General features: G+C 71.0%; 22 protein-coding genes. 11 read left to right on the top strand and 11 right to left on the bottom strand.

Annotated features, from left to right (window positions below; genetic code table 11):
* The first annotated feature begins 128 nt into the window (after positions 1 to 128).
* The 4 genes from AB0I53_RS27375 (at position 129) to AB0I53_RS27360 (ending at position 4,381) form a co-directional block, all read left to right on the top strand.
* Positions 129 to 1,754 (top strand): alpha/beta hydrolase, encoded by a 1,626-nt coding sequence (locus AB0I53_RS27375; RefSeq protein ID WP_358608719.1) that lies wholly within the window; start codon positions 129 to 131, stop codon positions 1,752 to 1,754.
* A 37-nt stretch (positions 1,755 to 1,791) separates the two neighbouring features.
* A complete protein-coding gene (locus AB0I53_RS27370; protein ID WP_358608716.1) occupies positions 1,792 to 2,229 on the top strand; it encodes an LppA family lipoprotein in 438 nt (145 codons plus the stop codon).
* A gap of 97 nt (positions 2,230 to 2,326) precedes the next feature.
* A complete protein-coding gene (gene dapD / locus AB0I53_RS27365; protein ID WP_358608713.1) occupies positions 2,327 to 3,313 on the top strand; it encodes a 2,3,4,5-tetrahydropyridine-2,6-dicarboxylate N-succinyltransferase in 987 nt (328 codons plus the stop codon).
* A gap of 126 nt (positions 3,314 to 3,439) precedes the next feature.
* The gene (locus tag AB0I53_RS27360; protein ID WP_358608711.1) at positions 3,440 to 4,381 is read left to right on the top strand and encodes a CHAD domain-containing protein; all 942 of its coding nucleotides are present in this window, start codon (positions 3,440 to 3,442) and stop codon (positions 4,379 to 4,381) included.
* 117 nt (positions 4,382 to 4,498) lie between these two features.
* Here AB0I53_RS27360 and dapC read toward each other — a convergent pair whose 3' ends face one another.
* From dapC to typA, 7 genes are all read right to left on the bottom strand, one after another.
* Positions 4,499 to 5,635 (bottom strand): succinyldiaminopimelate transaminase, encoded by a 1,137-nt coding sequence (dapC, locus tag AB0I53_RS27355; RefSeq protein ID WP_358608708.1) that lies wholly within the window; start codon positions 5,633 to 5,635, stop codon positions 4,499 to 4,501.
* Positions 5,632 to 5,952, bottom strand: a complete 321-nt coding sequence (gene fdxA / locus AB0I53_RS27350; protein ID WP_093273442.1) for a ferredoxin — start codon at positions 5,950 to 5,952, stop codon at positions 5,632 to 5,634. The genes dapC and fdxA overlap by 4 nt, the downstream gene beginning before the upstream one ends.
* Positions 5,953 to 6,093: 141 nt before the next feature.
* Positions 6,094 to 6,852: a hypothetical protein gene (locus AB0I53_RS27345; RefSeq protein WP_358608705.1), complete on the bottom strand. Its 759-nt coding sequence runs from the start codon at positions 6,850 to 6,852 to the stop codon at positions 6,094 to 6,096.
* Positions 6,845 to 7,213, bottom strand: coding sequence for a hypothetical protein (locus tag AB0I53_RS27340; protein WP_358608702.1), 369 nt, complete (start codon positions 7,211 to 7,213; stop codon positions 6,845 to 6,847). The genes AB0I53_RS27345 and AB0I53_RS27340 overlap by 8 nt, the downstream gene beginning before the upstream one ends.
* Positions 7,210 to 8,121: an N-acetyl-1-D-myo-inositol-2-amino-2-deoxy-alpha-D-glucopyranoside deacetylase gene (gene mshB / locus AB0I53_RS27335; RefSeq protein ID WP_358608699.1), complete on the bottom strand. Its 912-nt coding sequence runs from the start codon at positions 8,119 to 8,121 to the stop codon at positions 7,210 to 7,212. Before mshB ends, AB0I53_RS27340 begins: the two co-directional genes overlap by 4 nt.
* Positions 8,122 to 8,315: 194 nt before the next feature.
* The gene (locus AB0I53_RS27330; protein ID WP_358608696.1) at positions 8,316 to 10,070 is read right to left on the bottom strand and encodes an ABC transporter family substrate-binding protein; all 1,755 of its coding nucleotides are present in this window, start codon (positions 10,068 to 10,070) and stop codon (positions 8,316 to 8,318) included.
* A gap of 347 nt (positions 10,071 to 10,417) precedes the next feature.
* Positions 10,418 to 12,337, bottom strand: coding sequence for a translational GTPase TypA (gene typA, locus AB0I53_RS27325; RefSeq protein ID WP_358608693.1), 1,920 nt, complete (start codon positions 12,335 to 12,337; stop codon positions 10,418 to 10,420).
* A gap of 279 nt (positions 12,338 to 12,616) precedes the next feature.
* Here typA and AB0I53_RS27320 point away from each other — a divergent pair, with 279 nt between their 5' ends.
* Positions 12,617 to 12,814 (top strand): hypothetical protein, encoded by a 198-nt coding sequence (locus AB0I53_RS27320; protein ID WP_358608690.1) that lies wholly within the window; start codon positions 12,617 to 12,619, stop codon positions 12,812 to 12,814.
* A 52-nt stretch (positions 12,815 to 12,866) separates the two neighbouring features.
* Here the strand turns inward: AB0I53_RS27320 and AB0I53_RS27315 are convergent, their stop codons facing one another.
* Positions 12,867 to 13,178, bottom strand: a complete 312-nt coding sequence (locus AB0I53_RS27315; RefSeq protein ID WP_132483150.1) for a YciI family protein — start codon at positions 13,176 to 13,178, stop codon at positions 12,867 to 12,869.
* 209 nt (positions 13,179 to 13,387) lie between these two features.
* Here AB0I53_RS27315 and trpS point away from each other — a divergent pair, with 209 nt between their 5' ends.
* Positions 13,388 to 14,353: a tryptophan--tRNA ligase gene (gene trpS, locus AB0I53_RS27310; protein ID WP_358608687.1), complete on the top strand. Its 966-nt coding sequence runs from the start codon at positions 13,388 to 13,390 to the stop codon at positions 14,351 to 14,353.
* Between the two features lie 265 nt (positions 14,354 to 14,618).
* Here trpS and AB0I53_RS27305 read toward each other — a convergent pair whose 3' ends face one another.
* The 3 genes from AB0I53_RS27305 to AB0I53_RS27295 all read right to left on the bottom strand — a co-directional run bounded on the left by AB0I53_RS27305 (position 14,619) and on the right by AB0I53_RS27295 (position 17,656).
* The gene (locus AB0I53_RS27305; RefSeq protein WP_358608684.1) at positions 14,619 to 15,467 is read right to left on the bottom strand and encodes an NUDIX domain-containing protein; all 849 of its coding nucleotides are present in this window, start codon (positions 15,465 to 15,467) and stop codon (positions 14,619 to 14,621) included.
* Between the two features lie 129 nt (positions 15,468 to 15,596).
* The gene (locus AB0I53_RS27300) at positions 15,597 to 16,973 is read right to left on the bottom strand and encodes a HAMP domain-containing sensor histidine kinase (RefSeq protein WP_358608681.1); all 1,377 of its coding nucleotides are present in this window, start codon (positions 16,971 to 16,973) and stop codon (positions 15,597 to 15,599) included.
* Entirely contained in the window at positions 16,970 to 17,656 is a 687-nt protein-coding gene (locus AB0I53_RS27295; RefSeq protein WP_358608678.1) for a response regulator transcription factor, read from the bottom strand. The genes AB0I53_RS27300 and AB0I53_RS27295 overlap by 4 nt, the downstream gene beginning before the upstream one ends.
* A 693-nt stretch (positions 17,657 to 18,349) precedes the next feature.
* On the opposite strand from AB0I53_RS27295, the gene AB0I53_RS27290 reads away from it, so the two are divergent.
* From AB0I53_RS27290 to AB0I53_RS27270, 5 genes are all read left to right on the top strand, one after another.
* Positions 18,350 to 19,939 carry an ABC transporter substrate-binding protein gene (locus AB0I53_RS27290; RefSeq protein WP_358608675.1) on the top strand — a complete coding sequence of 530 codons (1,590 nt, stop codon included), beginning with the start codon at positions 18,350 to 18,352 and terminating at the stop codon, positions 19,937 to 19,939.
* A gap of 10 nt (positions 19,940 to 19,949) precedes the next feature.
* Positions 19,950 to 20,903, top strand: a complete 954-nt coding sequence (locus tag AB0I53_RS27285; protein ID WP_358608672.1) for an ABC transporter permease — start codon at positions 19,950 to 19,952, stop codon at positions 20,901 to 20,903.
* Between the two features lie 2 nt (positions 20,904 to 20,905).
* A complete protein-coding gene (locus AB0I53_RS27280) occupies positions 20,906 to 21,802 on the top strand; it encodes an ABC transporter permease (protein ID WP_358608791.1) in 897 nt (298 codons plus the stop codon).
* A 112-nt stretch (positions 21,803 to 21,914) separates the two neighbouring features.
* Complete coding sequence (locus tag AB0I53_RS27275) at positions 21,915 to 23,684, top strand: ABC transporter ATP-binding protein (RefSeq protein ID WP_358608669.1); 1,770 nt, start codon at positions 21,915 to 21,917, stop codon at positions 23,682 to 23,684.
* Positions 23,684 to 24,793, top strand: coding sequence for a serine hydrolase domain-containing protein (locus AB0I53_RS27270; protein WP_358608666.1), 1,110 nt, complete (start codon positions 23,684 to 23,686; stop codon positions 24,791 to 24,793). The genes AB0I53_RS27275 and AB0I53_RS27270 overlap by 1 nt, the downstream gene beginning before the upstream one ends.
* Positions 24,794 to 24,813 lie beyond the last annotated feature (20 nt).

The raw sequence follows: 24,813 nt of genomic DNA, 5'->3' as shown, positions 1-24,813 counted from the left end.
ACGCCCCCCCGCCCCCCCCGGGGGGGCGGGGGGGGGGTCTGTCCTCCTGCCCCACCACCCAACCCCCAAAACCCCCCCCCGGCCCCGGCTCCGCGGTGACCGAGCATTTGAAAGGCACAGGCCGCTTCATGGTGTCGTTCGCCGACGTGCGCCGCTGGAAACCCGATGCGCTGGAGGAGGTTTTCCGCACCCTCGGCAAGCGCCGGGACGAGCTGGTCGGGCTCGACGACGAGCTCCAGGCCGCGCGCAACCCGGACGGCTGGACGGGCGAGGCCGCGGAGAATTCCACTAAGCAGCACACCGAACTGGTCGAGAACATGCACCGGCTGGTCGCCGAGGTCGACGGCGTCCGCGACGCCGTCGGCAAGGCAGCCGAAGAGGTCGAGCAGATCAGGAAGCGGCTCGACGAGACGGAACACCAAGCGCGCGCCAACGGCTTCGAGATCACCGAGGAAGGCGGCATCCGCGACGCCGCCCCGCCGCAGGACGTGCCCGCCGGCGAAGTCGAGCAGGTGAAGCAGGAACGGCTGCGCGTCCGCAACGAGCTGGCCGCCGCGATCGAATCGATCCTCGACGACGCCGAGCGCGCCGACGCCGAACTGGCCAAGACGCTGACCGCGGCGGAACAGGACGAGATCGAGCCCGGTGCCGCCCCGGCGCAGACCATGGCCGCAGCCGCCAAGCCTCCCGAGGACGGCGGCCCGGCGGAGAACGCCAAGTGGTGGAAGTCGTTGTCGGACGCCGAACGCGAGGCGTACACCAAGAATCCGCCCGCCTGGCTCGGCAACCGCGACGGCATCCCGGCCGAAGTCCGGGACCAGGCCAACCGCGCCCGCATCGGCGACGAGCGATCCGCACTGCAGGCCCGCAAGGACGAGCTGAAGCAGGGCGGCATTTCCGGCGACGAGGAGAAGGAGCTGGAGAAGGTCGACGCCAAGCTCAAATCCATCGACGCGGTGGAGACGATGCTGGCGCGCGGCGACCGCCAACTGCTGCTGCTCGACACCGGCGGCGAGCGCGCCAAGGCGGCGGTCGCGGTGGGCAATGTGGACACCGCCGACCACGTCTCGGTGTACACGCCGGGCATGAACACCACCGTCGACGGCTCGCTGAACGCCGACAAGCAGATGGACCAGCTGCGCAGGCAGGCCCAGTTCGAGAGCGACCGGCACGGCGACGGCGGCAAGGTCGCCGCGGTGACCTGGGTCGGCACCGAATTCCCGCAGCGGAGCGAGGTCACCGACCCGGACCACTCGGTCGCCGCCGCCAAGTCCGCCGAGGAGGGCGGCAAGAAGCTCGCCGACTTCTACGAGGGCATCAACGCCTCGCGGGGCGACGATCCGCACCTGACCGCGATCGGCCACTCCTACGGCTCCACGATCACCGGCTACGCGATGCAGGAGAAGGGCCACGGCGTCGACGACGCGGTGTTCTCCGGCTCGCCGGGCGTGGGCACCGACAACATCGAGGACCTCAACGTGCCGACCGGGCACTCGTACCGGATCGAGGCGAAGAACGACTGGGTGGCCGACCTGGGCCGCTTCGGCGGCGACCCCAGCCACCTGGACGGGATGACCGGCCTGTCCGCGAAGGAGTCCGAGCACGGCAAGGGCGTCGAGGGCCACAGCAGCTACTTCGCGCCGGACAGCACGAGCCAGTACAACATGAGCACGGTGGTCGCCGGAGTGCCGGATCGGGCGGTCAAGGACGACGGCCGCGGGATCGGCGACGTGATCTCCGGCATGATCTCCTGAGGCGACCGCCACCCTTACCTGACCAGACGGGGGAATCGTGGACGACCCGCGCAACCTGCTCCGCCAGCGCCCCAGCATCGATGAGATCAGCGAGCGCTACGAACAGATGCAGCAGCGGCTGCTGGACCGGCTCAACATCGAGGTCGGGCCGCTGGCATGGGCGGTGTCGGACCCGGTCAGCCGGGCAGGCTGCACGGAGTTCCCGGAGGTCCACGAGGCGGAGAGCCGGGTCCTGGAGTCGTGGCGCGCGCCGGGCAACCTGCCGGACGCGGAGTGGTCCCTCGCGGTGGAGATCGTCCAGGAGATCACCGGCGAGTACGGCTTCGGCGAGCCCGAGATCATCGTGAACCGCAGCGGTGACCACGAGATCATCGGCAACGACCAGTACGGCGCGGTCTACCAGTTCGGCACCGCCGCCAACACGGTGCTGATGGTGACCACCGGCTGCCACCTGCTCGCCGCCGCCAAGGGCTGACGGCGGTTTCGCGCGAAATCGCCTCGGCACCCGGCCGACGTCACCCGGCGGCCACCCCTGCGGGTCGCCGCCACCTGCGCCGATTACCGTTTCGGGTATGAGTGCACAGTCTCCCGACCCGCAGACCACGGGCGCCCACGGCGTGGGCCTGGCCACCGTGACCGACGACGGCACGGTGCTGGACACCTGGTTCCCGACCGTCAAGCTCGGCGAGCCGGGGCAGTCCGGCAGCACGCGGCTGTCCGCCGAGCAGGCGGCCGAGTCCCTCGGCGAGGCCGGGGCCGCCCTGCTCGGGCGGGACGAGGCCCGCGGCGTCGAGGTCGTCGCGGTGCGCACCGAGATCGGCCGGCTCTCCGACGAGCCCGTCGACGCGCACGACATCTACCTGCGCCTGCACCTGCTGTCGCACCGCCTGGTCCGCCCGCACGGCCAGAACCTGGACGGCATGTTCGGACTGCTCGCCAACGTCGTGTGGACCAACCACGGCCCGTGCCCGGTGGAGGGCTTCGAGGCGACCCGGCTGCGGCTGCGGGCGCGCGGCGCGGTCACCGTCTACGGCGTGGACAAGTTCCCGCGCATGGTCGACTACGTCGTGCCGTCCGGGGTCCGCATCGGCGACGCCGACCGGGTCCGGCTGGGCGCGCACCTCGCCAGCGGCACCACCGTGATGCACGAGGGCTTCGTCAACTTCAACGCCGGCACGCTGGGCGCGTCGATGGTGGAGGGCCGGATCTCGGCCGGTGTCGTCGTCGGCGACGGCTCGGACGTCGGGGGCGGCGGCTCGATCATGGGCACCCTCTCCGGCGGCGGCAAGGAGGTCATCTCCATCGGCGAGCGCTGCCTGATCGGCGCCAACGGCGGGGTGGGCATCTCGCTGGGCGACGACTGCGTCGTGGAGGCGGGCCTGTACATCACGGCGGGCACGAAGGTGACGCTGCCGGACGGCACCATCACCAAGGCGCTGGAGCTGTCCGGCTCGGACGGCCTGCTGTACCGCCGCAACTCCACCACCGGGACGATCGAGGTCACCACCCGCACCGGCGGCAAGGTCGAGCTGAACGCGGCGCTGCACGCCAACGACTGACCCGACCGGGTTTCAACAGGCCAGGCGAAGGGCACCTCCGACCGGGGGTGCCCTTCGCTCGTCATCCGAGCGAGATCCACTGGATGGACGAGGCGTCGGCCGGGGCGGCCGGTTTTATCATTGGCAATGGCCACCAGCTGGCAGCGACGAGACCTCACCGGCGTCGTCGAGCTGCCCGCCGAGCCCTTGACGGCCGACCGGCGGGCACCCCTCGCCGAGCACATCCGTGCCGGGCTCGACGCCCGGCTGCGCGCCCTGATCGCGCACGACGCCGGCACCCGGCAGGGCGAAGATCCCGAGGAACTGCACCAGATGCGGGTCTCGGTGCGCCGGATGCGCGCGATGCTGCTGTCCGGCCGGCGGTTCCTGGACCGGGCCTGGTCGGAGCCGTTGCGCGCGGAGCTGGGCTGGTTGGGCAGGGCACTCGGCCCGGTTCGCGATCTCGACGTGCTGCTGGAGCGGCTGCGCGAGGAGAGCGCCGATCTCCCGGCCGACGAACGCGCCGCGGCGGCCCGGCTGATCTCCGGTCTGGAGGCCGAGTACGGCCTGGCCCGCGGGGAGATGCTCACGGCGTTGGACAGCGATCGCTATCTCGCCCTGCTCCGCTCGATCTCGGACGCGCTCCGCGCCGGGCTGCCGACGCCGGAGTCCGATGTGGACACTGAACGCGAGTTGCGCAAGCTGGTCGTCGGCCAGTTCGGCAAGCTCCGGAAATCCGTTGCACGGCTATCAGAAGTGCCCGCCGACGACGAACTGCACGCGCTGCGCATCCGGGGTAAGCGGGTGCGCTACACGGCGGAGCTGGCGCAACCGGCGTTCGGCAAGCCGATGCAGCAGCTGATCAAGGCGGCGAAGCAGTTCCAGGACGTGCTCGGAGAGCACCAGGACGCCTGCGTCGCGGAAGACCGCGTCCGCGGCCTCCTGCGAGACCTCGGCGGGAGCGTCGACGCCGCGGTCCCCTTCGTGGCGGGCCGCCTGGTGGAGCGGGAACAGGCGCGCAAAGCGGCCCGCCGCACCCAGTGGTGGCCGGCCTGGGAAGCACTCGACACCGCTGCCGCGGCGATCTGAAAGGTCAAGTTTTCCCTGGTAAACACCCGTGAGTGTTTTGGGCTGCTATAGCGACCCAAAACACTCACGGGGTTTGACCAGCGGAAACAGTTCAGCCAGCAGCTGCAGAGGCCGGGGTCAGTCGCCCAGGCGTTTGGCGGCCGCGGCGATGCGCTCGTCCGTCGCGGTCAGGGCGATGCGCACGTGGCGGTCGCCCGCCGGACCGTAGAAGGTGCCCGGCGCCACGAGAATTCCCCGCTGCGCCAACCAATCCACCGTCTGCCACGCATCGTCGCCGCGGGTCGCCCACAGGTACAGGCCCGCCTGCGAGTGCTCGATGCGGAACCCCGCCGCCTCCAGCGCGGGCCGCAACACCGCCCGCCGCGCCGCGTAGAGCTCGCGCTGCACGCCCACGTGCGCGTCGTCGCTCAGCGCGGCCGTGATCGCCTCCTGCACCGGCCGCGGGACGATCATCCCCGCGTGCTTGCGCAGCTCCAGCAGGCCTCGCACCAGATCCGGATCACCGGTGACGAACCCGGCGCGATACCCCGCCAGGTTCGACGACTTCGACAGCGAGTGCACGGCGAGCACGCCGCGGAAGTCGGAGCACACCGAGGGGTGCAGCACCGAAACCGGTTCGGCGTCCCACCCGAGCGCGAGGTAGCACTCGTCCGAGGCCACCACCGCGCCGAGCTCCCGCGCAGCCCGCACCGAGTCGGCGAGCTGCTGGGCGTCCAGCACCCGCCCGGTCGGATTGGACGGGGAGTTCAGCCACAGCAACCGGGTTCCGGCCGGCGGCAGCTCGCCGGGCGCGAGCCGGACCACCTCGGCGCCGGCGATCTTCGCGCCGACCTCGTAGGTCGGGTACGCCAGCTCCGGGATCGCGACGACGTCACCCGGCCGCACGCCGAGCAGCGTCGGCAACCAGGCCACCAGTTCCTTCGAACCGATGGTCGGCACCACCGCGTCCGGCGCCAGGCCGAACACGCCGTAGCGCCGCTCCATCGAGGCGACGGCGGCCTCCCGGAGCTCCGGCGTTCCGTGCGTGGCCGGGTAACCCGGCTGGTCGGCCACCGCCGACAGGGCCCGCCGCAGGTTCTCCGGCACCGGGTCGACCGGCGTGCCGACCGACAGGTTGACGATGCCGTCCGGATGCGACCGGGCCGTGGCGGTCTGGGCCACCAGCGAATCCCACGGGAAGTCCGGCAGCTGCGGTCCCCGAAGCCCGGATCCGGGCCCGGACGCCGCGGCGTCCGGGCCGGTCGCGGAACTCATTCGCCCTGCGGGGGCAGGCTGGTGACGGGCTCGACGTCCTTGTTGACCTTGCCCACCTTCGCGGCGCCCCCCGGCGAGCCCAGCTCGTCGAAGAAGTCCACGTTCGCCTTGGTGTAAGCGGCCCACTCCTCCGGCACGTCGTCCTCGTAGTAGATGGCCTCCACCGGGCAGACCGGTTCGCAGGCGCCGCAGTCGACGCACTCATCGGGATGGATGTAGAGCATCCGCCCGCCCTCGTAGATGCAATCGACAGGGCATTCCTCGATGCATGCCTTGTCGAGCACGTCGACGCAGGGCTCGGCGATCACGTAGGTCACGGTTGCTCTCCTGCTCGAAGCGTTGTCCTACTCGCGCCCAGGAACCTCCTGACGCGACTGCTGACAGTATCTCTCGTACCCACCTTGGACACGTAACTGGTCCCACAGCGCGAGAGCCAAGCCGACTCTACGACGCCCGGGTTAACGCCGTAAACCATTGCGCCGCAACCATTGCGCACCCAGCCGCCCCACCTTGCGCAGAGCGGATCTTTCTCCCAGGTAACCGCCCACAACGCCGACGACCGGGACGTTGCCGAGCAACTCGTGGTAGAAGCGGCCCTGCGGTCGCTTGTCGAGTTCCGAATCGATCTCCCACAGCGCACGTGCCATTCGCCACACCGTGCGCGCGACGGCCTTCGGCGTCGCCCGGCCGTGCTCGCGCCGCGCGGCGTCGAGGTCCTCGGTGAGCTCCGAGACCCGCTCGTCGTCCTCGGCGCGCCCGGCCGCCAGCTCCGCCGACAGCTCGCGGCCGAGCAGCACCTCGGCGATCAGCTGCACCTTGACGGCCCGGTCGGTAACGCCGTGCTCGGCGGCGATGGCGCACAGCACCAAGCCCTGGCCGGTGATGCCCAGGGCATTGCGGATCGGCAGCCGCGAGGTGATCACGCCGCCGAACCGGGGCAGCCCGGCGACCAGCGCGAGGAACCGCCCGACCCGCGAGGCCCACCAGTCACAGCGCTGCTCGACGGACATAGCGTCCCACGCGGAACTTCCCGGCACCTGCATCCCGTCCAGCTGCCGCAGGACCTTCCGCAGCGCGCCGTCGGCGTCGAGATCGCCGGCCCGACCGCGCAGCCGCAGCGGATCGGCCTCGCGCAGCGCGTCCAGCACCGGCGCGGTCGCACGCACGAACGGACGCAGCACCGCCGCGATCCGCTCGTCCGTCAACACCTCAGCCATCGCGCTTGGCGTGCTTTCCCAGCACGATCCCGAGCATCATCGCGCTCGGCAGGGCGCCGCCGCCGATCAGCAGCAGGGCTCGCCAGTCGTTGAGCAGCACGATGTCGCCGCCGGGCCCGAACAGGCCGAACACGAAAACCGTCGCGAACCACACCAGCAATGGTGCCCCGGAAACCCGCCGCCGCGGCGAGATCCGCGCGGCCTCGGCCACCAGCAGCGGCGTGGTCACCGCCGCCAGCGCGGCGGTGATCGGGAACTGCATGGCGCCGATGTAGGACGGGAGGAACAGCAGCTCGACCAACGCCAGCAGGACGGCATTGAGCAGCAGGAAACCTAACAGCACGCGGTCGCGAGCGGTCAACGGTCGCCCACCGGCTCGGTTCCGCTCACGCCGAGCCCGCCGAAGAGATCCGCCTGGCAACCCTGCGGGTCACCCGCCGCCAGCACGTAGTGCTCGGTCGTCACGATCGGCTGCGCGACGCCGTTGGACAGCGCGTACGCCGCCACGCCCTCGCCGTTGTGCCACTGGTCCAGCCACACCTTGACCTGCGTGCCGTGCGCGCGCAGGGCGCTTATCTTCGCCGGCAGGTGCTCGGAGACGTCGACGACCGTGGTGATCGACTCGTCCTCGACGCTGGCCAGCTCGTGCGGTTCGGGCAGCTCGAAGGGCATGTCCTCGGCCTGCGCCAGTCCGTCGAGCCCCTTCGCGAGCACGTCGCGGGACGGGACCGCGTAAAACACCCGCTGCACGTCGGAAACCTTCGCGGCCGCCGCGACGGTCACCTCGTGGGCGCGGACGTGGTCCGGGTGACCGTAGCCGCCGTCGGCCGCGTAGCTCACGACGACCTGCGGCTTCACCTCCCGCAGCACGGCCTCCAGCGCATCGGTCTGCTCCTGCAGATCACCGATGGCGAAGGCGCGCGGGTGCGCGTCGGGCAGCGCCCCCGCCTGACCGGGCTGTTCCCAGAGCATCCCCGAGTCGCGCCAGCGGCCGACGCCGCCGAGGAACCGGTGATCGGCCACCCGCAGCGCGGCGCACGCCGAGCGCAGCTCGCCGACCCGATAGCCGCCGAGCTGGTCGGCCTGGTCCGAAGCCAGGCCGCGCAGGCTCTCCGGGATGACCTCGCCTTCCTCGCCGAGGGTGCAGGTCACCAACACCACCTGCACGCCGCGGGCGGCGTAGCGGGCGATCGTCCCGCCGGTCCAGAGGGTTTCGTCGTCTGGGTGCGCGTGTACCAGCAGCAACCTCGGTGGGGCCGTCAGCGTCACCGGTCCAGCCTAATCTGCGGCGCGCACCACACTGCGCACGGTAGCCGCATTACCCCGAACGTCCGAATCGGCTCGCCGCGAACAGCGCACCCGATCGCGACAACCACCCGGTACCGGTACGCCCACGAGCCGAACGAATCGACGCTCTCGCAGCTCAACAGCCATGTGCCCGCTGAGTGGCCGCGTCGCGGGAATTAATACCCGTCGTTATCGGCGGGTGTTCCGATCCACTTGGCCGCGGTGGAGAACGGCCCGGCCAGGCCGTTGCCGGCCTCGACCCCGGTGGCCTCCCGGCGCAGCGCCATCACCTGGGCCTGCTGGTACAGCGGGAACGCGACCGCGTCGCGCCACAGCACCGGCTCGACGACCGCCGAGGCCTCCGGGAACGGCACCTGACCGGTCAGCGCAGCGTCGATCGTCGGCTGCAAGAGCTCGTCGCAGAAGCCTGCATCGTTGTACGGGAACGGCTGCTCGCTGTCCGCGGCCACGCCTGGGCAGCCGTACGAGGAGGCCATCATCGCCGCCGGGTCGCCGCCGGCCGGACGAGGCGCGATCGCCATGTCCACCGAACCCGCGCCGCCGGATTCCCCGAACCGCGGATTCGCCGACAGCATCTCGCCGAACAGCTGATCGCCGGTCGGCGTCACCACGGTCGCCTGGATCCCCTGTTCCCGCAGCTGCTGCGCGACCGTCTCCGCGATCCGGATGTACGACTCGTGCTCGAACGGCGCCGCGATGACCAGGTTCAGCGGTCGCCCGTCCCGCAGCCACGCCCCGCCGCTGCGGTGGTACCCGGCCTCGCCGAGCAGCCGCTCGACCTGCGCGGGATCCGGTCGGTTCGGCAGGCCCGGTTCGGTCGGCGTGTAGCCGCGCTCGGACGGGGCGAGCACTTGGGCGTGCGCCTGGAGTTGATCCGCCGGCCCGCCACCGGTGCCCGCCTCGATCAGCGCGGGCCGGTCGAGGGCCGCGAGGATCGCCCGGCGCACCTTGACGTCCGCCAGCTCGCGGCTGTCGTGCCGCAGCAGCACCTCCATGGTGGCCGGGCGCGGCACGGTGATCAGCTGCACCGCGTCGCCGAGATCCCGCAGCGACTGCATGGTGCCGCGGTCCGCGCCGAACACCGCCAGGTGGCTGTCGCCGCTGCGCAGCGCCTCGACCTGACGCGCCCTGTCGACCGCGCGCAGCACGATCCGGTCCGACTGCGCGGGCGGGCCCCAGTAGCGGTCGTTGCGCTCCAGGATGATCTCGCCGCGGTCCAGGTCGATCTGCCGGATCGCGAACGGCCCGCCGGAGGCCGGGTAGCCGTCGTCGAGCACGGTCGCCCAGCCGCGCGGCGCGTCCCGCAGCAGGTGCGCGGGCAGCAGGTTGTTGAACAGCGTCTGCCAGCCGGGGAACGGCTTGGCGAAGGTCACGTCGACCGTCTTGCCGCCCTGCCGCGACGCGACGTCGTCGATCAGCTGGTAGCCGGCCGGATCGGACACCCCGGGCTGGGAGCGCAGCTGCTCCCACAGGTAGACGAAGTCCTCGGCGGCGATCGGCGCGCCGTCGGACCAGTTGGCCTCCCGCTGGATCCGGTAGCGGACGGTGAACTTCTCCGCGTCCGGCACCACCTCGGCCGATTCCATCAGCGTGCCGTCCAGCTGCAGGCTGCCGTCGGGCGCCGGGCGGAACACCGACGGCAGCATCAGGCTGGCCAGCGCCGAACTCGTCGGCGACAGGTCGGCGAGGGTGTGCGGATTGAACCCGCCTTCGAGCTCGTCGACGCCGACGACGACCTCCACCGGCATCGGCTGCGTCGGCGGCGCGCTGGTCGGCGGGATCTGCGTCGTCGGGGTTTGCGTTTGCGGCACCAGCGGCGGCGGGGGCGCATTCGTGCAGGCAGCCACCACGCTGACGGTCGTCAGCAGCAGGGAGACCACGGCCAGCGGGCGGCGTCGACCCTGGGACACGCCGAACCTCCCCTCACGTCTGCTCCCCCGAACACCCCGGCCCACCCGGGGCGGCTCGCACGTGCGGAAGACGCGCGAGAGCACTCCATGGTTCCTGCCGTCGCCGAAATGATCGACACCGGGGTCATAGCTCAGTGTGCTAGCCGACCGCCCGCCGTGCGCGCGAATCGGCGAAATCCCCGGTCACGCCAAGGAAGGACGCGGGTGATCTCGGGGCGGCCGATGTACCGACCGCCGCCGAGATCACCGCACGATGTCGGGAATCCCACAGCGAGAAGACGACGGCAATTCCCGCAAGGGGCCGCCACCCGCACCGCCGAGCAGAACGAGTTTGGAAAGCAGTCTTCTCAGTTGACGCCGTTGTCGCGGGCCTTGGCGCGCGAACGCTCGCGGCCGCGGGTGGTGCTGTCCAGGACCAACTTGCGCACCCGGATCGCCGACGGGCCGACCTCGACGCACTCGTCGCCGGAGCAGAACTCCAGCGCCTCCTCCAGCGCGAGCGTCCGCGGCTTGGCCAGCCGCTCCAGCTCGTCCGCGGTGGAGGACCGCATGTTGGTGAGCTTCTTCTCCTTGGTGATGTTCACGTCGAGGTCCTCGGCGCGCGGGTTCTCCCCGACCACCATGCCCTCGTAGACCTCGTTGCCCGGCTCCACGAAGAAGCTGCCGCGGTCGGCCAGCTGGATCAGCGCGTAGGTCGTCGCCGAGCCGGCCCGGTCGGCCACCAGCGAACCGGTGTGCCGGGTGCGCAGCTCGCCCACCCACGGGAAGTAGCCCTCGAAGACGTGGTTGGCGATGCCGGTACCACGGGTCTCGGTGAGGAACTCGGTGCGGAACCCGATCAGGCCGCGGGCGGGGATCACGTACTCCAGCTTGATGCGGCCGGTGCCGTGCCCGTCCATGGTCTCCATCCGCCCCTTGCGCCCGGCCAGCAGCTGGGTGACCGCGCCGAGGTGCTCCTCGGGGGCGTCGATGGTCAGCCGCTCGAACGGCTCGCACAGCTGGCCGTCGATGGTCCGGGTGACCACCTGCGGCTTGCCGACGGTGAGCTCGAAGCCCTCCCGGCGCATGGTCTCCACCAGGATGGCCAGCGCCAGCTCGCCGCGGCCCTGCACCTCCCAGGCGTCCGGCCGCTCGGTGGGCAGCACCTTCATGCTGACGTTGCCGATCAGCTCGGCGTCCAGCCGGTTCTTGACCTGCCGCGCGGTGACCTTGGTGCCGCCGTTGCGGCCGGTCAGCGGCGAGGTGTTGACGCCGATGGTCATCGAGATCGCCGGGTCGTCGACGGTGATCCGGGGCAGCGGCGAGGGGGCGTCGGGGTCGGCGAGGGTGTCGCCGATGGTGATGTCCGGAATACCGGCGATGGCGACCAGGTCGCCCGCGGACGCCTCGGTGCACGGCACCCGGTCGAGGTTCTCGGTGATCAACAGCTCGGTCAGCCGGACCTTCTCGACGGTGCCGTCGGCGCGGCACCAGCCGACGGTCTGGCCCTTGCGCAAGGTGCCGGAGTGGATCCGGCACAGCGCGATCCGGCCGAGGAAGGAGGACGCGTCGAGGTTCGTCACCAGCGCGCGCAGCGGTGCCTCGGTGTCCGCGGTCGGCGCGGGCACGTGCTTGAGCAGCACCTGGAACAGCGCGGCGAGGTCTTCGTCGGCGGGCAGCTCGCCGTCCACCGGCTGGGCCAGCGAGGCCCGGCCGGCGCGCGCGGAGGCGTAGACGACCGGCAGGTCCAGGATCGCCTCCATGTCGAGCTCGACCTCCCCGTCGAGCTCGCTGGCCAGCTCCAGCAGCAGGTCGTGGGTCTCCTCGACGACCTCGGCGCAGCGGGCGTCCGGGCGGTCGACCTTGTTCACGACCAGGATCACCGGCAGCCCGGCGGCCAGCGTCTTGCGCAGCACGAACCGGGTCTGCGGCAGCGGGCCCTCGCTGGCGTCCACCAGCAGCAGCACCCCGTCCACCATCGACAGGGCGCGCTCGACCTCGCCGCCGAAGTCGGCGTGGCCGGGGGTGTCCACCACGTTGATGGTCACCGGGCCGGCGTCGGTCTCCCGCCGGACCGCGGTGTTCTTCGCGAGGATCGTGATGCCCTTCTCGCGCTCCAGATCGTTGGAGTCCATCACGCGGTCGACGAGCTCGGCGCGCTCGGAGAAGGCACCGGACTGCCGCAGCATGGCGTCCACCAGGGTGGTCTTGCCGTGGTCGACGTGGGCAACGATGGCGACGTTGCGCAGATCACTGCGAATGGGGGCGGCGACGCTGGTGGCGGACACGCGGGTACTCCTGGATCGGCGCAGTTGGGCGCGGCGGGGTCGGTCGACTTGGTCCGGGTGCGGGACGATCCGCAAGGCACCGAGCCGCGGCTCCACTGCGCCGCAGCTGCGGAGCTAATTGGGCGCCACCACCGCCGGGGCGGAGGCGCGCACGTCGACGCGCGGCTCCCCCCAGGGTAGTGCAACCTCATGCGGGACCGGCCGTCGCGTGCTCAGCGCAACACCCGAGGCCGGTGCCCAACATCAAGTTCGCCAACAGAGGTTAGGTTCGCCTAGCCTGTGCCCAACCCCGTCTCGGCATCGGAAGAACAAACCGTGGGCAAAGGCACCATCAAGGTCAAGAAGAAATGCTGTCGATCTCAACCGCCCTGCAAGAGCTGTCCCATCGTGGTACTGCGCGACCTGCTGCGCGAAGCCAAGGCGGAAGAGGTCAAGAAAACGCAAAAGAAGGTCAAGAAAGGGACAAAGAAGAAATAGCGCGAATTGATCTCACCGCGGCACCCGCCGCGGTTCTGGGATGGCTCCGGGGCTACTTGTGGGCGGCCGTGGACAGCGGGTCGGCGTACTTCGCCAACTCGGGGATCGTCCGCAGCGCGGTGAACTCGATGACCTCGTAGCGAGCGAGCTTGTGCAGCGCGAACGGGTCCGTCGCGAGGATCGCGTCGAGCCTGCCGCGGGACATCGCCCTGGCGATGATCACCCCGCCGCTGCGCGGGTGGCGGTGGCCGGCGGCGATGAAGTCACCGGCGTCGTAATGCTGGGTTACCCATTCGTAGTGATCTACCAGTTGGCCGTCGATATCCGATTCTGGCGCGGTGTATTGCAGCAGCACTACAAACATTCTTTCACGGTAGCCCTTCCACTTGACCGCTGCCGATCACCAAGCGGTAACATTGCGGCGTGCGCGCAATGTCGAACATGTGGTGGGCCGTCCACGGGCGGCCCAGCAGCGTCGTGCACTGACACGCAGACCATCGGCCGCCTCTCCGGGCGGCCGAGCGGTGCGAGGTCGATCCCGGTGGCAGCGGCCCAGGACCCCAGGAGAGACCAATGACCCGCCTGTCCGGGATCACTCCGTCCGGCCACGTCCAGCTGGGCAACTACCTCGGCGCCGTGCGGCGATGGGCCGCCGAGCGCGAACCTGCGGACCTGTTCTTCGTCTCCGACCTGCACGCCATGACCACGTCGCCCCGGCCGCAGCGGCTGCGCGCGCTCACCCGGGAGCAGTTCGCGGTGCTGCTCGCGGCGGGCATCGACCCGGATTCGCTGTTCGTGCAGTCGGATCTGGCCGGCGAGCTGGGGACGCTGAACTGGATCCTGGAATGCACCTGCTCCTACGGCGAAGCCGCCCGGATGGTCCAGTTCAAGGAGCGCGGCGCCGGGCAGGAGTCGGTGCGGGTGGGCCTGCTGACCTACCCGGTGCTGATGGCCGCCGACATCCTGCTGCAGGGCGCCACCCAGGTGCCGGTCGGCAGCGACCAGGACCAGCACGTGGAGCTGGCGCGCACGCTCGCCCGCCGGTTCAACGCCAACTACGGCGACGTGTTCGCCGTCCCGGAAGCCGTGGTGCCCAAGACGGCGGCGCGGATCCGGGACCTCGCCGAACCGGCTCGCAAGATGGAGAAGTCCAACCAGCAGTCCCCCGGCGTGGTCTTCGTGCTCGACGAGCCCGACGTCATCCGCCGGAAGTTCCGCCGCGCGGTCACCGACGGCCTCGACGAGGTGCGGTACGACCCGGACGGCCGCCCGGGCGTGGCGAACCTCCTGGAGATCCTCGCCGCCTGCAACGGCACAAGTCCTTACGCCGCAACGGAATCGGCGAGCACCTACGCGGAGCTCAAGGAGGCGGTGGCCGACGCCGTGATCGAGGAGCTGCGACCGGTGCGCGAACGCGCCCGGGAGCTGCTGGCCGACGCGGCGGAGCTGGACCGCATCCGGGCGCACGGGGCGAAGCGGGCGAGCGAGCGGGCACAGCCGCGGCTGCAGGCCGCGTTGCGCGTGACCGGCCTGCGCTGATCCGCCGGAGCGGGAGGCGCCCGTGACCTGGCCGCTTGGTCACGGGCGCTCCGCGCTACCTGCGCATTCGTTCACTAGTTCGAGTGGATCACCTGGCGAACAGCTGATCGACGTCGGCAATCTTGGGGCATGACTACCGCAGGACAGGTCCCGAACTGGTTCGTCGTCGAAAGGAGTCCCGCCATGGCCGCGCCGAAGATCGAACTGCCTCCGCAGGGTCCGCTCGCCGCCCGCTACGGGTTGTGGACGACCGACGCTGTTCGCCTCAGGCACCGACTAGCAGGTTTCGAAGGGAGTGGACGACGACTCGGTCGGCGTCGAGCCAGTCGAGCCCGGCCAGTTCGTCCGCCTCCACCCAGCGGACTTCGCTGTGCTCCACGGCTTTCGGGGTCGCCGCCGAGTCGGCGAGTTCGGCCGCGTGGATGCGCAGGAGCATGCCGTTGCTGAGCGGGACGTCCGTGCCGACACGGCCGGTCGGGCGGACTTCGACGGCGAGTTCTTCCTGGCATTCCCGGACGACCGCGGCGGATTCGTCCTCGCCCGGCTCGACCCGGCCGCCGGGCAGCTCCCAGCGGCCCGCGTCCGGAGCCGGGTAGCTGCGCTGCTGCGCCAACAATCGTCCCTTGTGGACGATTGCGGTGCCGACGACGATCGGGCGGGTCGCCCAGGATTCGGCGAGCTCCCGCACGGCGGCGATGCGCGCGGCCAACACGTCCAGCACGAACCGGCGAACGACGGTGATGTCGACGAGCCGCCCCAGCGGGCCGAACGGCGTCGTCCAGTGCACGGAGTCGGTGAGCAACGTCCGGGAGCCGACCTCGGCGAGCACCGACGCATGGCGCAACTCCGGCAGCGGGCCGGAGATCAGCACGGAACTCATCGCGTCGGCGTCGGCGCGCACGATTCGAGTGGTCAGATCGACGGGAAGGCGGGCGATCTTGGTGCGAAAGACGATCTCGTCGCCGGGCACGAGCAGCGCGGCCGGGCGGGTCGCGGCGCGGGCGTTGACGCCCAGGGCCGCAAGTCCGACTTCGGCGGTCCGGGTGTGCCGCAACGCGGCCCCCACCGTGGCCACCGGTGCCTCGATCAGTCCCGTGCTCCGCAAAACCGACACGTGCAGACATCTTGCCCCACCCGATCGTGCCGACCACCACCGCCTGCCCGGAGGCCGCGCTGGTCGGGAGCGCTACGTGAACGGGGGCCGACGGTTCCCGCGGTCGGCACCGCCGCGGGACGCGTCCGCTCAGGCGTCGGCCGCGTACCGCGGCCAGCGCGCCTCGACACGGGCACCGCCGTCCGGCGACTCCGAGGCGCGGACCGTTCCGCCGCGGCGGCGCACCGCCTCGGCCGCGAGGGCGAGTCCGAGCCCGGCTCCGCCGGTGCTGCGCGCCCGGTCCGGTTCGACCCGGTGGAACCGGTCGAACACCCGCTCGCGATGTGCCACCGGGATCCCGGGGCCGTCGTCGTCCACCACCAACCGCACCCAGTCCACTCCGGAGGAGCCCCTGCCATCAGCGAAAACGGAGACCCGCACCAAAGTGCTGGTGTAGCGCAGCGCGTTGCCGACGATGTTGTCCAGCACCGTCGACAGTTCCGCCGGATCGGCGAGGACCAGCACCGGCCGGGCCGGGACCTCGACCTCGATCCGCGGCCCGAGGCCGGGCGAGCCCGGCAGTTCGAGCCGATTGGCGGCGGCACGCACAGCCGTGCCGATGTCGACCGGCTGCCCCGGGGCGGCCGCGCCGCGCTCGGCCCTCGCCAACGCGAGCAGGCTCTCCACCAAGACCGACAGGCGCTGCGCCTCGTGCGCGATGTCTTGCAGGGTCTCGTGGGCGAGCTCCGGGTCCGGGTGCATCACGGCGACCTCGGCCTGGGCGCGGATCGATGCGACCGGGTTGCGCAGTTCGTGCGCGGCGTCGCCGGTGAACCGCCGCAGCCGTTCGGTGTCGGCGTCGCGTCGGGCGAGCATCGTGTTGAGCTCCTCGGCGAGCGCGCGGATCTCGTCGGCGGCCTCGGGCACCGGCAGCCGCCGGCCCTCGGGGAGCCCGGCGGCGGCGACCCGCATCCGTTCGACCGGGCGCAGTGAGCGGCGCACCACCAGCCAGGTGGCGAGCCCGACCAGCGCACCGGCGAGGATCGAGCCGAAGCCGAGCAACCGGCCGGTCTTGCCCGCGGTGTCGGTGAATCCGACCAGTCGCGCCCCGGTCGCGACGAGCAGCGGCCGGCCGGTCTGGTCGGGCACGACGATGCCGCGCCACCGGTGCAGTTCGGCGGGTGGTTCGAAGTCGATCACGCCGTCGCCCGCGCGCAGCTCGTCGATCTGCCAGTCGTGCAGGCTCGGCTTGGGCCACCCGTCCAGCGGCGCGCCCGAGGTGTCGAGCACCCGGATGTCGGGGGCGGCGACGGTGACGGGCGCGGCCCCGCCGGCGAGCAGGTTCGCGGTCGTGGCCGCGGTGCGCTGCAGGTCGGCGTCGACCGAATCGATCAGCAGCCAGCTGACGACGCCGGTGCTCACGTGCGCGACCACGCCGAGGCCGATCAACGCCACGACGGCGGCCACCACGCTGGTCCGGAACTGGATGGTGCGGCGGTGCCACCACCTGCGCAGGCGCGTCATCATGCCGGTTCGGCGCAGACCCGGTAGCCCTGGCCGCGCACGGTCTGCACCAGCTCTCCGGCGCCGGCCGCGGCGAGCTTGCGGCGCAGGTAGCCGACGTAGACCTCGACGACGTTGCGGGTGACGAACTGCTCCTCGCCCCACACCATGCGCAGCAGGTCGTCCTTGGGCACCACGGCCTCCGGGTGGCTGGCCAGCGCGACCAGCAGGCCGTACTCCCGCGGCGAGAGGGCGATCGACTCGCCCGCCCAGCGCACCTCGCGGGCGGCTCGGTCGATCTCCAGCTCGCCGACCCGCAGGCTCACCTGCCGCCCGGCGGTTTCGCGCCGCCGCAGCAACGCGCGCACCTGCGCGACCAGCACCAGGAAGGAGAAGGGCTTGACCAGGTAACCGTCCGCGCCGAGATCCAGCCCGTCGGCCTGATCGACCTCGCCGTTCTTCGCCGAGATCAACAGCACCGGGGTGGTCACGTCGTCGGCGCGCATCCGCTCCAGCACCCGGTAACCGGACAGGCCGGGCAGCATCACGTCCAGCACGACGACGTCGAAGGCGCCGGTCAGAGCCAGGCGCAGGGCATCGATGCCGTCGGCCGCGACGGTCACGTCCATGCCCTCGGCGGACAGCCCGCGGCGCAGCGCGGCACGAACTCCCGGCTCGTCGTCCACCACCAACACCCGCGACACCATGGTCCAAGCATGCCGATCCGCCGGCCGTGGCCGCAGGGAAATCTCAGCCGCTTCTCAGTTGCGAACTGCTTTCTCAGGTTGATCTCAGCCTCGGGTCGGTCCAGCGCGCCGGTGCCGGTTGCTCGCGCGGGCTGCGATCGGCGGCGCGTCGAAGCCGACAAATCGAACCGATCACAGAAGCCGAGCCGTCGGAAATGGCCGGAAAGCCGGATTCCGGCGATAACCGTCCGAATCGGATCGGCGGCGCCGGGTGATGAACCGAACCCGGCGCATTGTGACGCTGCTCGCCTTCCGATCGGTCGGCTAACGGCGGGAGAACCACCTGCGACAAACCCCGCTCGCGGCGTCGCCGAGGCGCGCTCCGGGGCCGCCCGGCACCGGCGAAACCCATGGCCAAGCGCGGTTCGACGACATGATCAAGCGTTGCGAAAGTAGCAAGAGAGAGCAACGTTTGAACCGTCACCGGCGACCCGGGGCTTGACATATCAACCCAGCGCATGGCGGGTTGACAGGCTCCATCACGTCGGTAAAGGTCGATGCGATCGATTGACTGATCAATCAGTCACAGGTCGAAACGCAACGCCAGCGGGGCGCTGTCGAGACGCTCCAGCGCCGCCCCAGCGGCCACGTCACCGGCGCACGTCCGCGCCGACGGGTGCCGCGCGCCCCGCGAGACACAGGAGGTTCCGCCGGATGCCGAGCAGAGGACAGTCGAACGCCGGCCCGAGTCGTCGCGACTTCCTCCGATACGTCGCGGTGGGCGCCGGCGCAGTGGGCGCGGGCGCCGTGGTCAGCGGGTGCGCGGGCGGCGCGGTCCGGAAGGCACCGATCCCGTCCGGGCCGCCGCAGTACGGCGGGCGACTGCGGGTCGGCATCGTCGGCGGGTCCAGCAAGGACACCCTGGACGCGCACGCCACCGTGACCCACCCGGACCAGGCGCGCATCTTCCAGCTCTACGACACGCTGCTCAGGTTCGACGACGACTACCAGATCCAGCCGGCGCTGGCCGAGTCCGTCGAGTCCGATCCGCAGGCGCTGACCTGGACCATCCGGCTGCGCGAGGGCGTCGAGTTCCACAACGGCAAGACCCTCGCCGCCGAGGACGTGATCCACACCCTGCGCCGGATCGCCGACCCGGCGGACCCGAAGAACGGCGCCGTCGGGCTGAGCTCGCTGGACCTCAACGCCATGCAGGCACTGGATCAGCGCACCGTCCGGCTGACCCTGTCCCGCCCGGACGTCACGCTGCCCGACCAGTTCGCCGAGTACGCCAACGGCATCGTCCCGGTCGGCTACGACCCGAACCGGCCGGTCGGCTGCGGCCCGTTCGCCTACGACTCGTTCGAGCCCGGCCAGCAGAGCCTGTTCACCAAGAACCGCAACTACTGGCGCGACGGCGAGCCGTACGTGGACGAGGTCGTGATCATCGACTTCCCGGACGACACGGCCCGGATCAACGCGCTGCTCGGCGGCCAGGTCGACGCCATCGACCAGGTGCCGCTGGGGCTGCTGCGGGTGCTCGACGCCGACCCGAACCTCCGGCTGCTGGAATCCCAGACCGGCTCGTGGGTGCCGTTCACCATGCGGGTGGACCGGCCGCCGTTCGACGACGTCCGGGTGCGGCAGGCGTTCCGGCTCGTCGTGGACCGCGAGCAGATGATCAGGCAGGTGCTCGGCGGCCACGGCACCGTCGGCAACGACATCTACTCGCCGGCGGATCCGCTGTACAACTCGTCGCTGCCGCAGCGCGGCCGCGATGTGGCCAAAGCGCGCCAGCTGCTGCGCGAGGCCGGCCGGGAGAACCTGACGGTGGAGCTGGTGACGTCGCCGGTGGCGGCCGGTGTGGTGGAGGCCGCGCAGGTGTTCGCCCAGCAGGCCGCCGACGCCGGGATCACCGTCAACATCCGCCGGGTCGATTCCGGCGAGTTCTTCGGCGACATGTACCTGTCCTGGGACTTCGCGCAGGACTACTGGTTCACGCGGAACTTCCTGGCGCAGGCGGGTTCCGGCAGCCTGCCCGATTCGCCGTACAACGAGACCCACTGGAACCACCCGGAATTCAACGATCTGGTGTACCAGGCGCGGGCCACCACCGATGCGGCGCGCCGCAAGGAGCTCGTCGCGCGCGCCCAGCAGATCGAGTGGGAGAGCGGCGGATACATCATCTGGGGCTTCCCGAACCAGCTGGACGCGCACAGCGTCCGGGTCGTCGGGCTCGAACCGGACAAGAGCGGGGCACCGTTGAACTCCTACGGTTTCCGCCACGCGTGGCTGGCGAAGTGAGGGCGGATCAATGACTCGAATGCTGGTCAAGCGAATCCTGCTCGGCGTGGTCATCCTGTGGGCCGTGTCGGTGGTGGTCTTCCTCGCCACCCAGGCGCTGCCCGGGGACGCAGCCCGCGCCATCCTGGGCCGCGAGGCCACCCCGGAGCGGCTGGCCGCGCTGCGCGCGCAACTGCACCTCGACGAGCCAATGTGGGTGCAGTACTTCTCGTGGCTGGGCAACATCTTCCGGCTCGACCTCGGTACGTCCTACGCCAACGGCATGCCGGTGGCCGAGCTGCTGGGCTCGCGGCTGAACAACTCGCTGGCGCTGATGCTGTGCGCCACGATGATCAGCGTGCCGCTGTCCATCCTGGTCGGCACCTACAGCGCGCTGCGCCGCGACAGGACCTTCGACCACGCCACCTCGGTGGTCAGCCTGGTGCTGGCCTCGCTGCCGGAGTTCGTGGTCGGCATCGTGCTGGTGCTGATCTTCTCCACCGGGCTGCTCAACCTGCTGCCCGCGGTGTACGTCATGACCGGCACGGGTTCGGCCTGGAGCGACCCGACGCAGCTGGTGCTGCCGACGCTGACGATGGTGCTCGCGGTTTCGCCGTACATCGTGCGCATCATGCGGGCCACCATGATCGAGGTGCTGGAGAGCGAGTTCGTGCAGCAGGCCCGGCTGAAGGGGCTGCCGGAGCGCACCGTGATCCTGCGGCACGCGCTGCCGAACTCGATCGGCCCGGTGGCGCAGGTGATCGCGCTGCAGCTGGCGTGGCTGGCCGGTGGCGTGGTCATCGTCGAGTTCCTGTTCCGCTTCCCCGGTATCGGGTTCGCGCTGGTGGACGCGGTGAACAACCGCGACCTGCCGGTGGTGCAGACGCTGACCCTGGCCATCGCCGCCGTGTACATCGTCGTGAACCTGCTGGCCGACGTGGTGAGTCTGGCCGCCAATCCGAAGGTGAGGTCCGCCGCGCGATGACCATGACTGCGCAGACCGAGGAAATCCGAGCGACTCCCGCTCCAGCCGTGCCGCGCGCGGTCGGCGCGTGGCGGGCGGCGCTGCGCCTGCCGCGCACCAAGATCGGCCTGGCGCTGTCGATCCTGGTGGTGTTGACCGCGATCGTCGGGCCGCTGCTGGCGCCGCACGGTGCCACCGAGTTCGTGGACACGCCGTTCTCCGATCCGACCGCGAGCTCCTGGTTCGGCACCGACAACCTGGGCCGCGATGTGCTCACCCGGTTCCTCCACGGTGGACAGACGCTGCTGGTGCTGGCGGTGCTGGCCACGCTGCTCGGCGTCGGGCTGGGCTCTCTGCTGGGCATGTACGCCGGCTACCGGCGCGGCTGGTTGGACGAGGTGCTGATGCGCTTCGGCGACATCGCGCTGGCCTTCCCGCAGGTGGTGCTGGCGCTGCTGTTCGTCAGCGTCGTCGGCCCGGAGCTGTGGTTGCTGGTGCTGGTCGTCGGCGGCAGCCACCTGCCGCGGGTGATGCGCGTGGTGCGGGCGGCGACGCTGTCGGTCGCCGAGCGCGACTTCGTCAAGTCGGCGGAGGCGATCGGGCTGTCCCGGGTTCGCATCCTGCTCAGCGAGATCCTGCCGAACGTCACCGGCACAGTGCTGGTGGAGCTCGGGCTGCGGCTGAACTACTCGATCGGGCTGGTCGCCGGGCTGAGCTTCCTGGGCCTGGGCCTGCAGCCGCCGACGGCGGACTGGGGCCTGATGATCAACGAGAACCGGATCGCGCTGACCGTGCAGCCGTGGGCGGTGGCGCTGCCGGTGATCGCCATCGCGGTGCTGACGATCGGCACCAACCTGGTGGCCGATGGCCTGGCCCGCTCGGTCGCGGGCGTCGACCGAGGCATCGAGAAGGCCCGCTGATGCCACCGACGACTCGTGATCCGCAATTTCCATTGAAATCGAAGGTCCAGTTTCCGTTGAGATCGCGGGAGATCCCGGACCACGACCTGCCGTCGACCCGTTGGGGGTGCCGATGACCGCCGCTGCTTTGGACGCCGCCGGACTGGAGATCCGGGGCGTGCCCTCGGAAGCCGCCATCGTCGCCGACGTGACCTTCACCTTGGCGCCGGGCGAGATCCTCGGCCTGATCGGTGAATCCGGCTCCGGAAAGACCACGCTCGGCTTGGCGATGCTGCGCTACTGCAAGCGCGGCACCCGAATCGCCGACGGCCGCATCCGCGTCGGCGACACCGATCTGACCGCGCTCCCGCCGAAGCGTGCCGCCGCGCTGCGCGGGCGCCGGGTCGCGTACATCCCGCAGTCGCCGGGCTCGGCGCTGAACCCGGCGCTGCGGCTGCACACCCAGCTCGCGGAGGGCGTGCACGACGTTTCCGGCGAGGCGGCGCGGCAGCGGATCAAGCAGGTGCTGGCCGAAGTCGCGCTGCCCGCTGACGACGAGTTCCTGAGCCGCTACCCGCACCAGCTCTCCGGCGGTCAGCAGCAGCGCATCGCGATCGCGATGGCCTTCGTCGGCCGTCCGGAGGTCGTGGTGCTGGACGAGCCGACCACGGGCCTGGACGTGACCACCCAGAAGCGGGTGCTGACCACGATCCGCGAGATGTGCGAGCGGCACGGGACGGCGGGCGTGTACATCTCGCACGACATGGCGGTGGTCGCCGAGCTGGCCGACCGCATCGCGGTGATGTACTCCGGTCGCATCGTGGAGACCGGCCCGACCGCCGAGGTGCTGAACGAGCCGCGCCACCACTACACGGCGGGCCTGGTGCTCGCGGTGCCGGACCTGGACGGCGAGCGGGCGATGCAGGCCATCGACGGCCAGGCGCCGTCGCCGCTGGACCGCCCGGGCGGCTGCGCGTTCGCGCCGCGCTGCACGGCCGCGACCGACGAGTGCCGCGCCGGGGTGCCGCCGGTGCAGGAGATCTCTTCCGGCCACGAAATCCGCTGCCTGCATCCGCGTTCCGGGCGCCTCGTGGCACCGGCTCGCACGTCGGATTCCGTTGCGGCTGAAGCAGAACCGGTTCTCGAAGTCCGCAACATCCGCGCCTGGTACACCGATTCCCCGGTGCTGCAGGACGTTTCGCTGAGCGTGTCGCCCGGTTCCTGCCTCGCGCTGCTGGGCGAGTCGGGTAGCGGCAAGACCACGCTGTCGCGTTGCCTGGCCGGCCTGCATCCGAAGCACGAGGGGTCGGTGCTGCTGAACGGCACCGAGCTGGCGGCCGGCAGCACCAAGCGCACCCGCGAGCAGCGGCGCCAGGTGCAGTACGTGTTCCAGAACCCGTACGAGTCACTGAACCCGCGCCGCCGGGTCCGCGACCTGGTGGCGCAGCCGATCTCGGTGCTCGGCGGGGATTCCGGTGGCAAGGGCACGTCGGAGCGGGTCATCGAGGCGCTGGAGCTCGCCGCGCTGCGGCCGGACATCGCCGAGCGCTATCCGGATCAGCTCAGCGGCGGCGAGCGGCAGCGGGTGGCGATCGCGCGCGCCCTGGTCACCCGGCCCGAGGTGCTGATCTGCGACGAGATCACCTCCGCACTGGACGTCTCGGTGCAGTCGGCGATCGTCGACCTGCTGCGGGATCTGCGGGAGAAGATGGGGCTGGCGCTGGTGTTCGTCACGCACAACATCGCGCTGGTGCGCAACATCGCGCAACGGGTCGCGATCCTGCAGAACGGGCGCATCGTCGAGCAGGCACCGGCCGAGGAGCTGTTCGCCGCGCCGCAGCACGAATACACCCGGTCGCTGCTGAGCGACGCGCCAAACTTCCAGCTGGAGGCAAAGAACTGATGTCGGTCGCAGCGGGTTTCGAGCGGGTTGCCGAGGAGTTCGCCGAGGTGGTGGCGGCCGATGCGGCGGGCGCCGCGTTCGCCGTCTTCCGCGACGGCCTGCAGATCGTCGACCTGCAGGCCGGGCACCGCGACCAGGCGGCCACCGAGCCGATGACGACCGACACCCTGATGCCGGTGTTCTCCGGCACCAAGGGCATCGTCGCCACCGGCGTCGCCCTGCTGGTCGACGGCGGAGCGATCGACCCGGACGCGCCGGTGGTGCGGTACTGGCCGGAGTTCGGCGCGGCGGGCAAGCAGGACGTCCTGGTCCGGCAGCTGCTCTCGCACTCGGCCGGGTTGCCGTACCCGGCGAAGCCGGTCACCCGCGAGGCGTCGATGGACGTCCGGGCGATGGCCGAGCTGCTGGCCGCGCAGGCTCCGCTGTGGCCGTTCGGGACGACCACCGCCTACCACGCGCTGACCTTCGGCTGGTTGGCGGCGGAGCTGATCCGGCGGGTCGATGGGCGGGAGGTCGGCGAGTACCTGCGCGCCGAGATCGCCGAGCGGGTTCCGGCCGACTTCTGGCTGGGGCTGCCCGAGTCCGAGTGGCCTCGCACCGGGCGGCGCTGGCGCGCAGCCGACTACCAGGTGGCGAACCGGCTGAACACCCCGGAGGCCCTGGCCTACCGCGACAAGGTCTACGGAAATCCGCCCACGCTGCTGGGCGACGACGCGCCCTGGAACACCCCGGCGTGGTGGTCCAGCGGCAGTCCGGGCGGCGGTGCGATGGCGTCCGCTCGCGGCATGGCCGCGGTGTATTCGGCGCTGGTGACCGGGAAGCTCGTCGGCGGCCGGACGCTCGACCGGATTCGCCGGGAGGAGAGCCGGGGCACCGATCCGGGCACGGGCCGGCCGCTGGTCTTCGGCCTGGGCTACGAGCTGCAGGATCCGATCGAGACCTACGGGCCGGAGGCCACGGGTTTCGGCCACAGCGGAGCGGGCGGTTCGCTGTTCGGCTGCTGGCCGCGCCTGGGCGTGGCGTTCGCCTTCAGCCCGTGCCTGATGCGAACGGAGGGCTTCGACGACCGCTCCCACCGCCTCCTGACCGCCCTGCACGCCTGCCTCTAGCGGCTGTCACCGCTGGTCCG

This window comes from Saccharopolyspora sp. NPDC050389 (assembly GCF_040655595.1).
In the GTDB taxonomy this organism is placed as follows: domain Bacteria; phylum Actinomycetota; class Actinomycetes; order Mycobacteriales; family Pseudonocardiaceae; genus Saccharopolyspora.
The sequence above is the reverse complement of the archived record's forward strand: the minus strand, read 5'-3'. Positions and strand labels throughout refer to the sequence as shown.

Coding starts and splice junctions, on each gene's coding strand:
- AB0I53_RS27375 (WP_358608719.1), top strand. CDS start 129: ATGGTGTCGTTCGCCGACGTGCGCCGCTGGAAACCCGATGCGCTGGAG.
- dapD (WP_358608713.1), top strand. CDS start 2,327: ATGAGTGCACAGTCTCCCGACCCGCAGACCACGGGCGCCCACGGCGTG.
- AB0I53_RS27360 (WP_358608711.1), top strand. CDS start 3,440: ATGGCCACCAGCTGGCAGCGACGAGACCTCACCGGCGTCGTCGAGCTG.
- dapC (WP_358608708.1), bottom strand. CDS start 5,635: ATGAGTTCCGCGACCGGCCCGGACGCCGCGGCGTCCGGGCCCGGATCC.
- AB0I53_RS27345 (WP_358608705.1), bottom strand. CDS start 6,852: ATGGCTGAGGTGTTGACGGACGAGCGGATCGCGGCGGTGCTGCGTCCG.
- AB0I53_RS27315 (WP_132483150.1), bottom strand. CDS start 13,178: ATGTTTGTAGTGCTGCTGCAATACACCGCGCCAGAATCGGATATCGAC.
- trpS (WP_358608687.1), top strand. CDS start 13,388: ATGACCCGCCTGTCCGGGATCACTCCGTCCGGCCACGTCCAGCTGGGC.
- AB0I53_RS27300 (WP_358608681.1), bottom strand. CDS start 16,973: ATGATGACGCGCCTGCGCAGGTGGTGGCACCGCCGCACCATCCAGTTC.
- AB0I53_RS27295 (WP_358608678.1), bottom strand. CDS start 17,656: ATGGTGTCGCGGGTGTTGGTGGTGGACGACGAGCCGGGAGTTCGTGCC.
- AB0I53_RS27290 (WP_358608675.1), top strand. CDS start 18,350: ATGCCGAGCAGAGGACAGTCGAACGCCGGCCCGAGTCGTCGCGACTTC.
- AB0I53_RS27285 (WP_358608672.1), top strand. CDS start 19,950: ATGACTCGAATGCTGGTCAAGCGAATCCTGCTCGGCGTGGTCATCCTG.
- AB0I53_RS27280 (WP_358608791.1), top strand. CDS start 20,906: ATGACTGCGCAGACCGAGGAAATCCGAGCGACTCCCGCTCCAGCCGTG.
- AB0I53_RS27275 (WP_358608669.1), top strand. CDS start 21,915: ATGACCGCCGCTGCTTTGGACGCCGCCGGACTGGAGATCCGGGGCGTG.
- AB0I53_RS27270 (WP_358608666.1), top strand. CDS start 23,684: ATGTCGGTCGCAGCGGGTTTCGAGCGGGTTGCCGAGGAGTTCGCCGAG.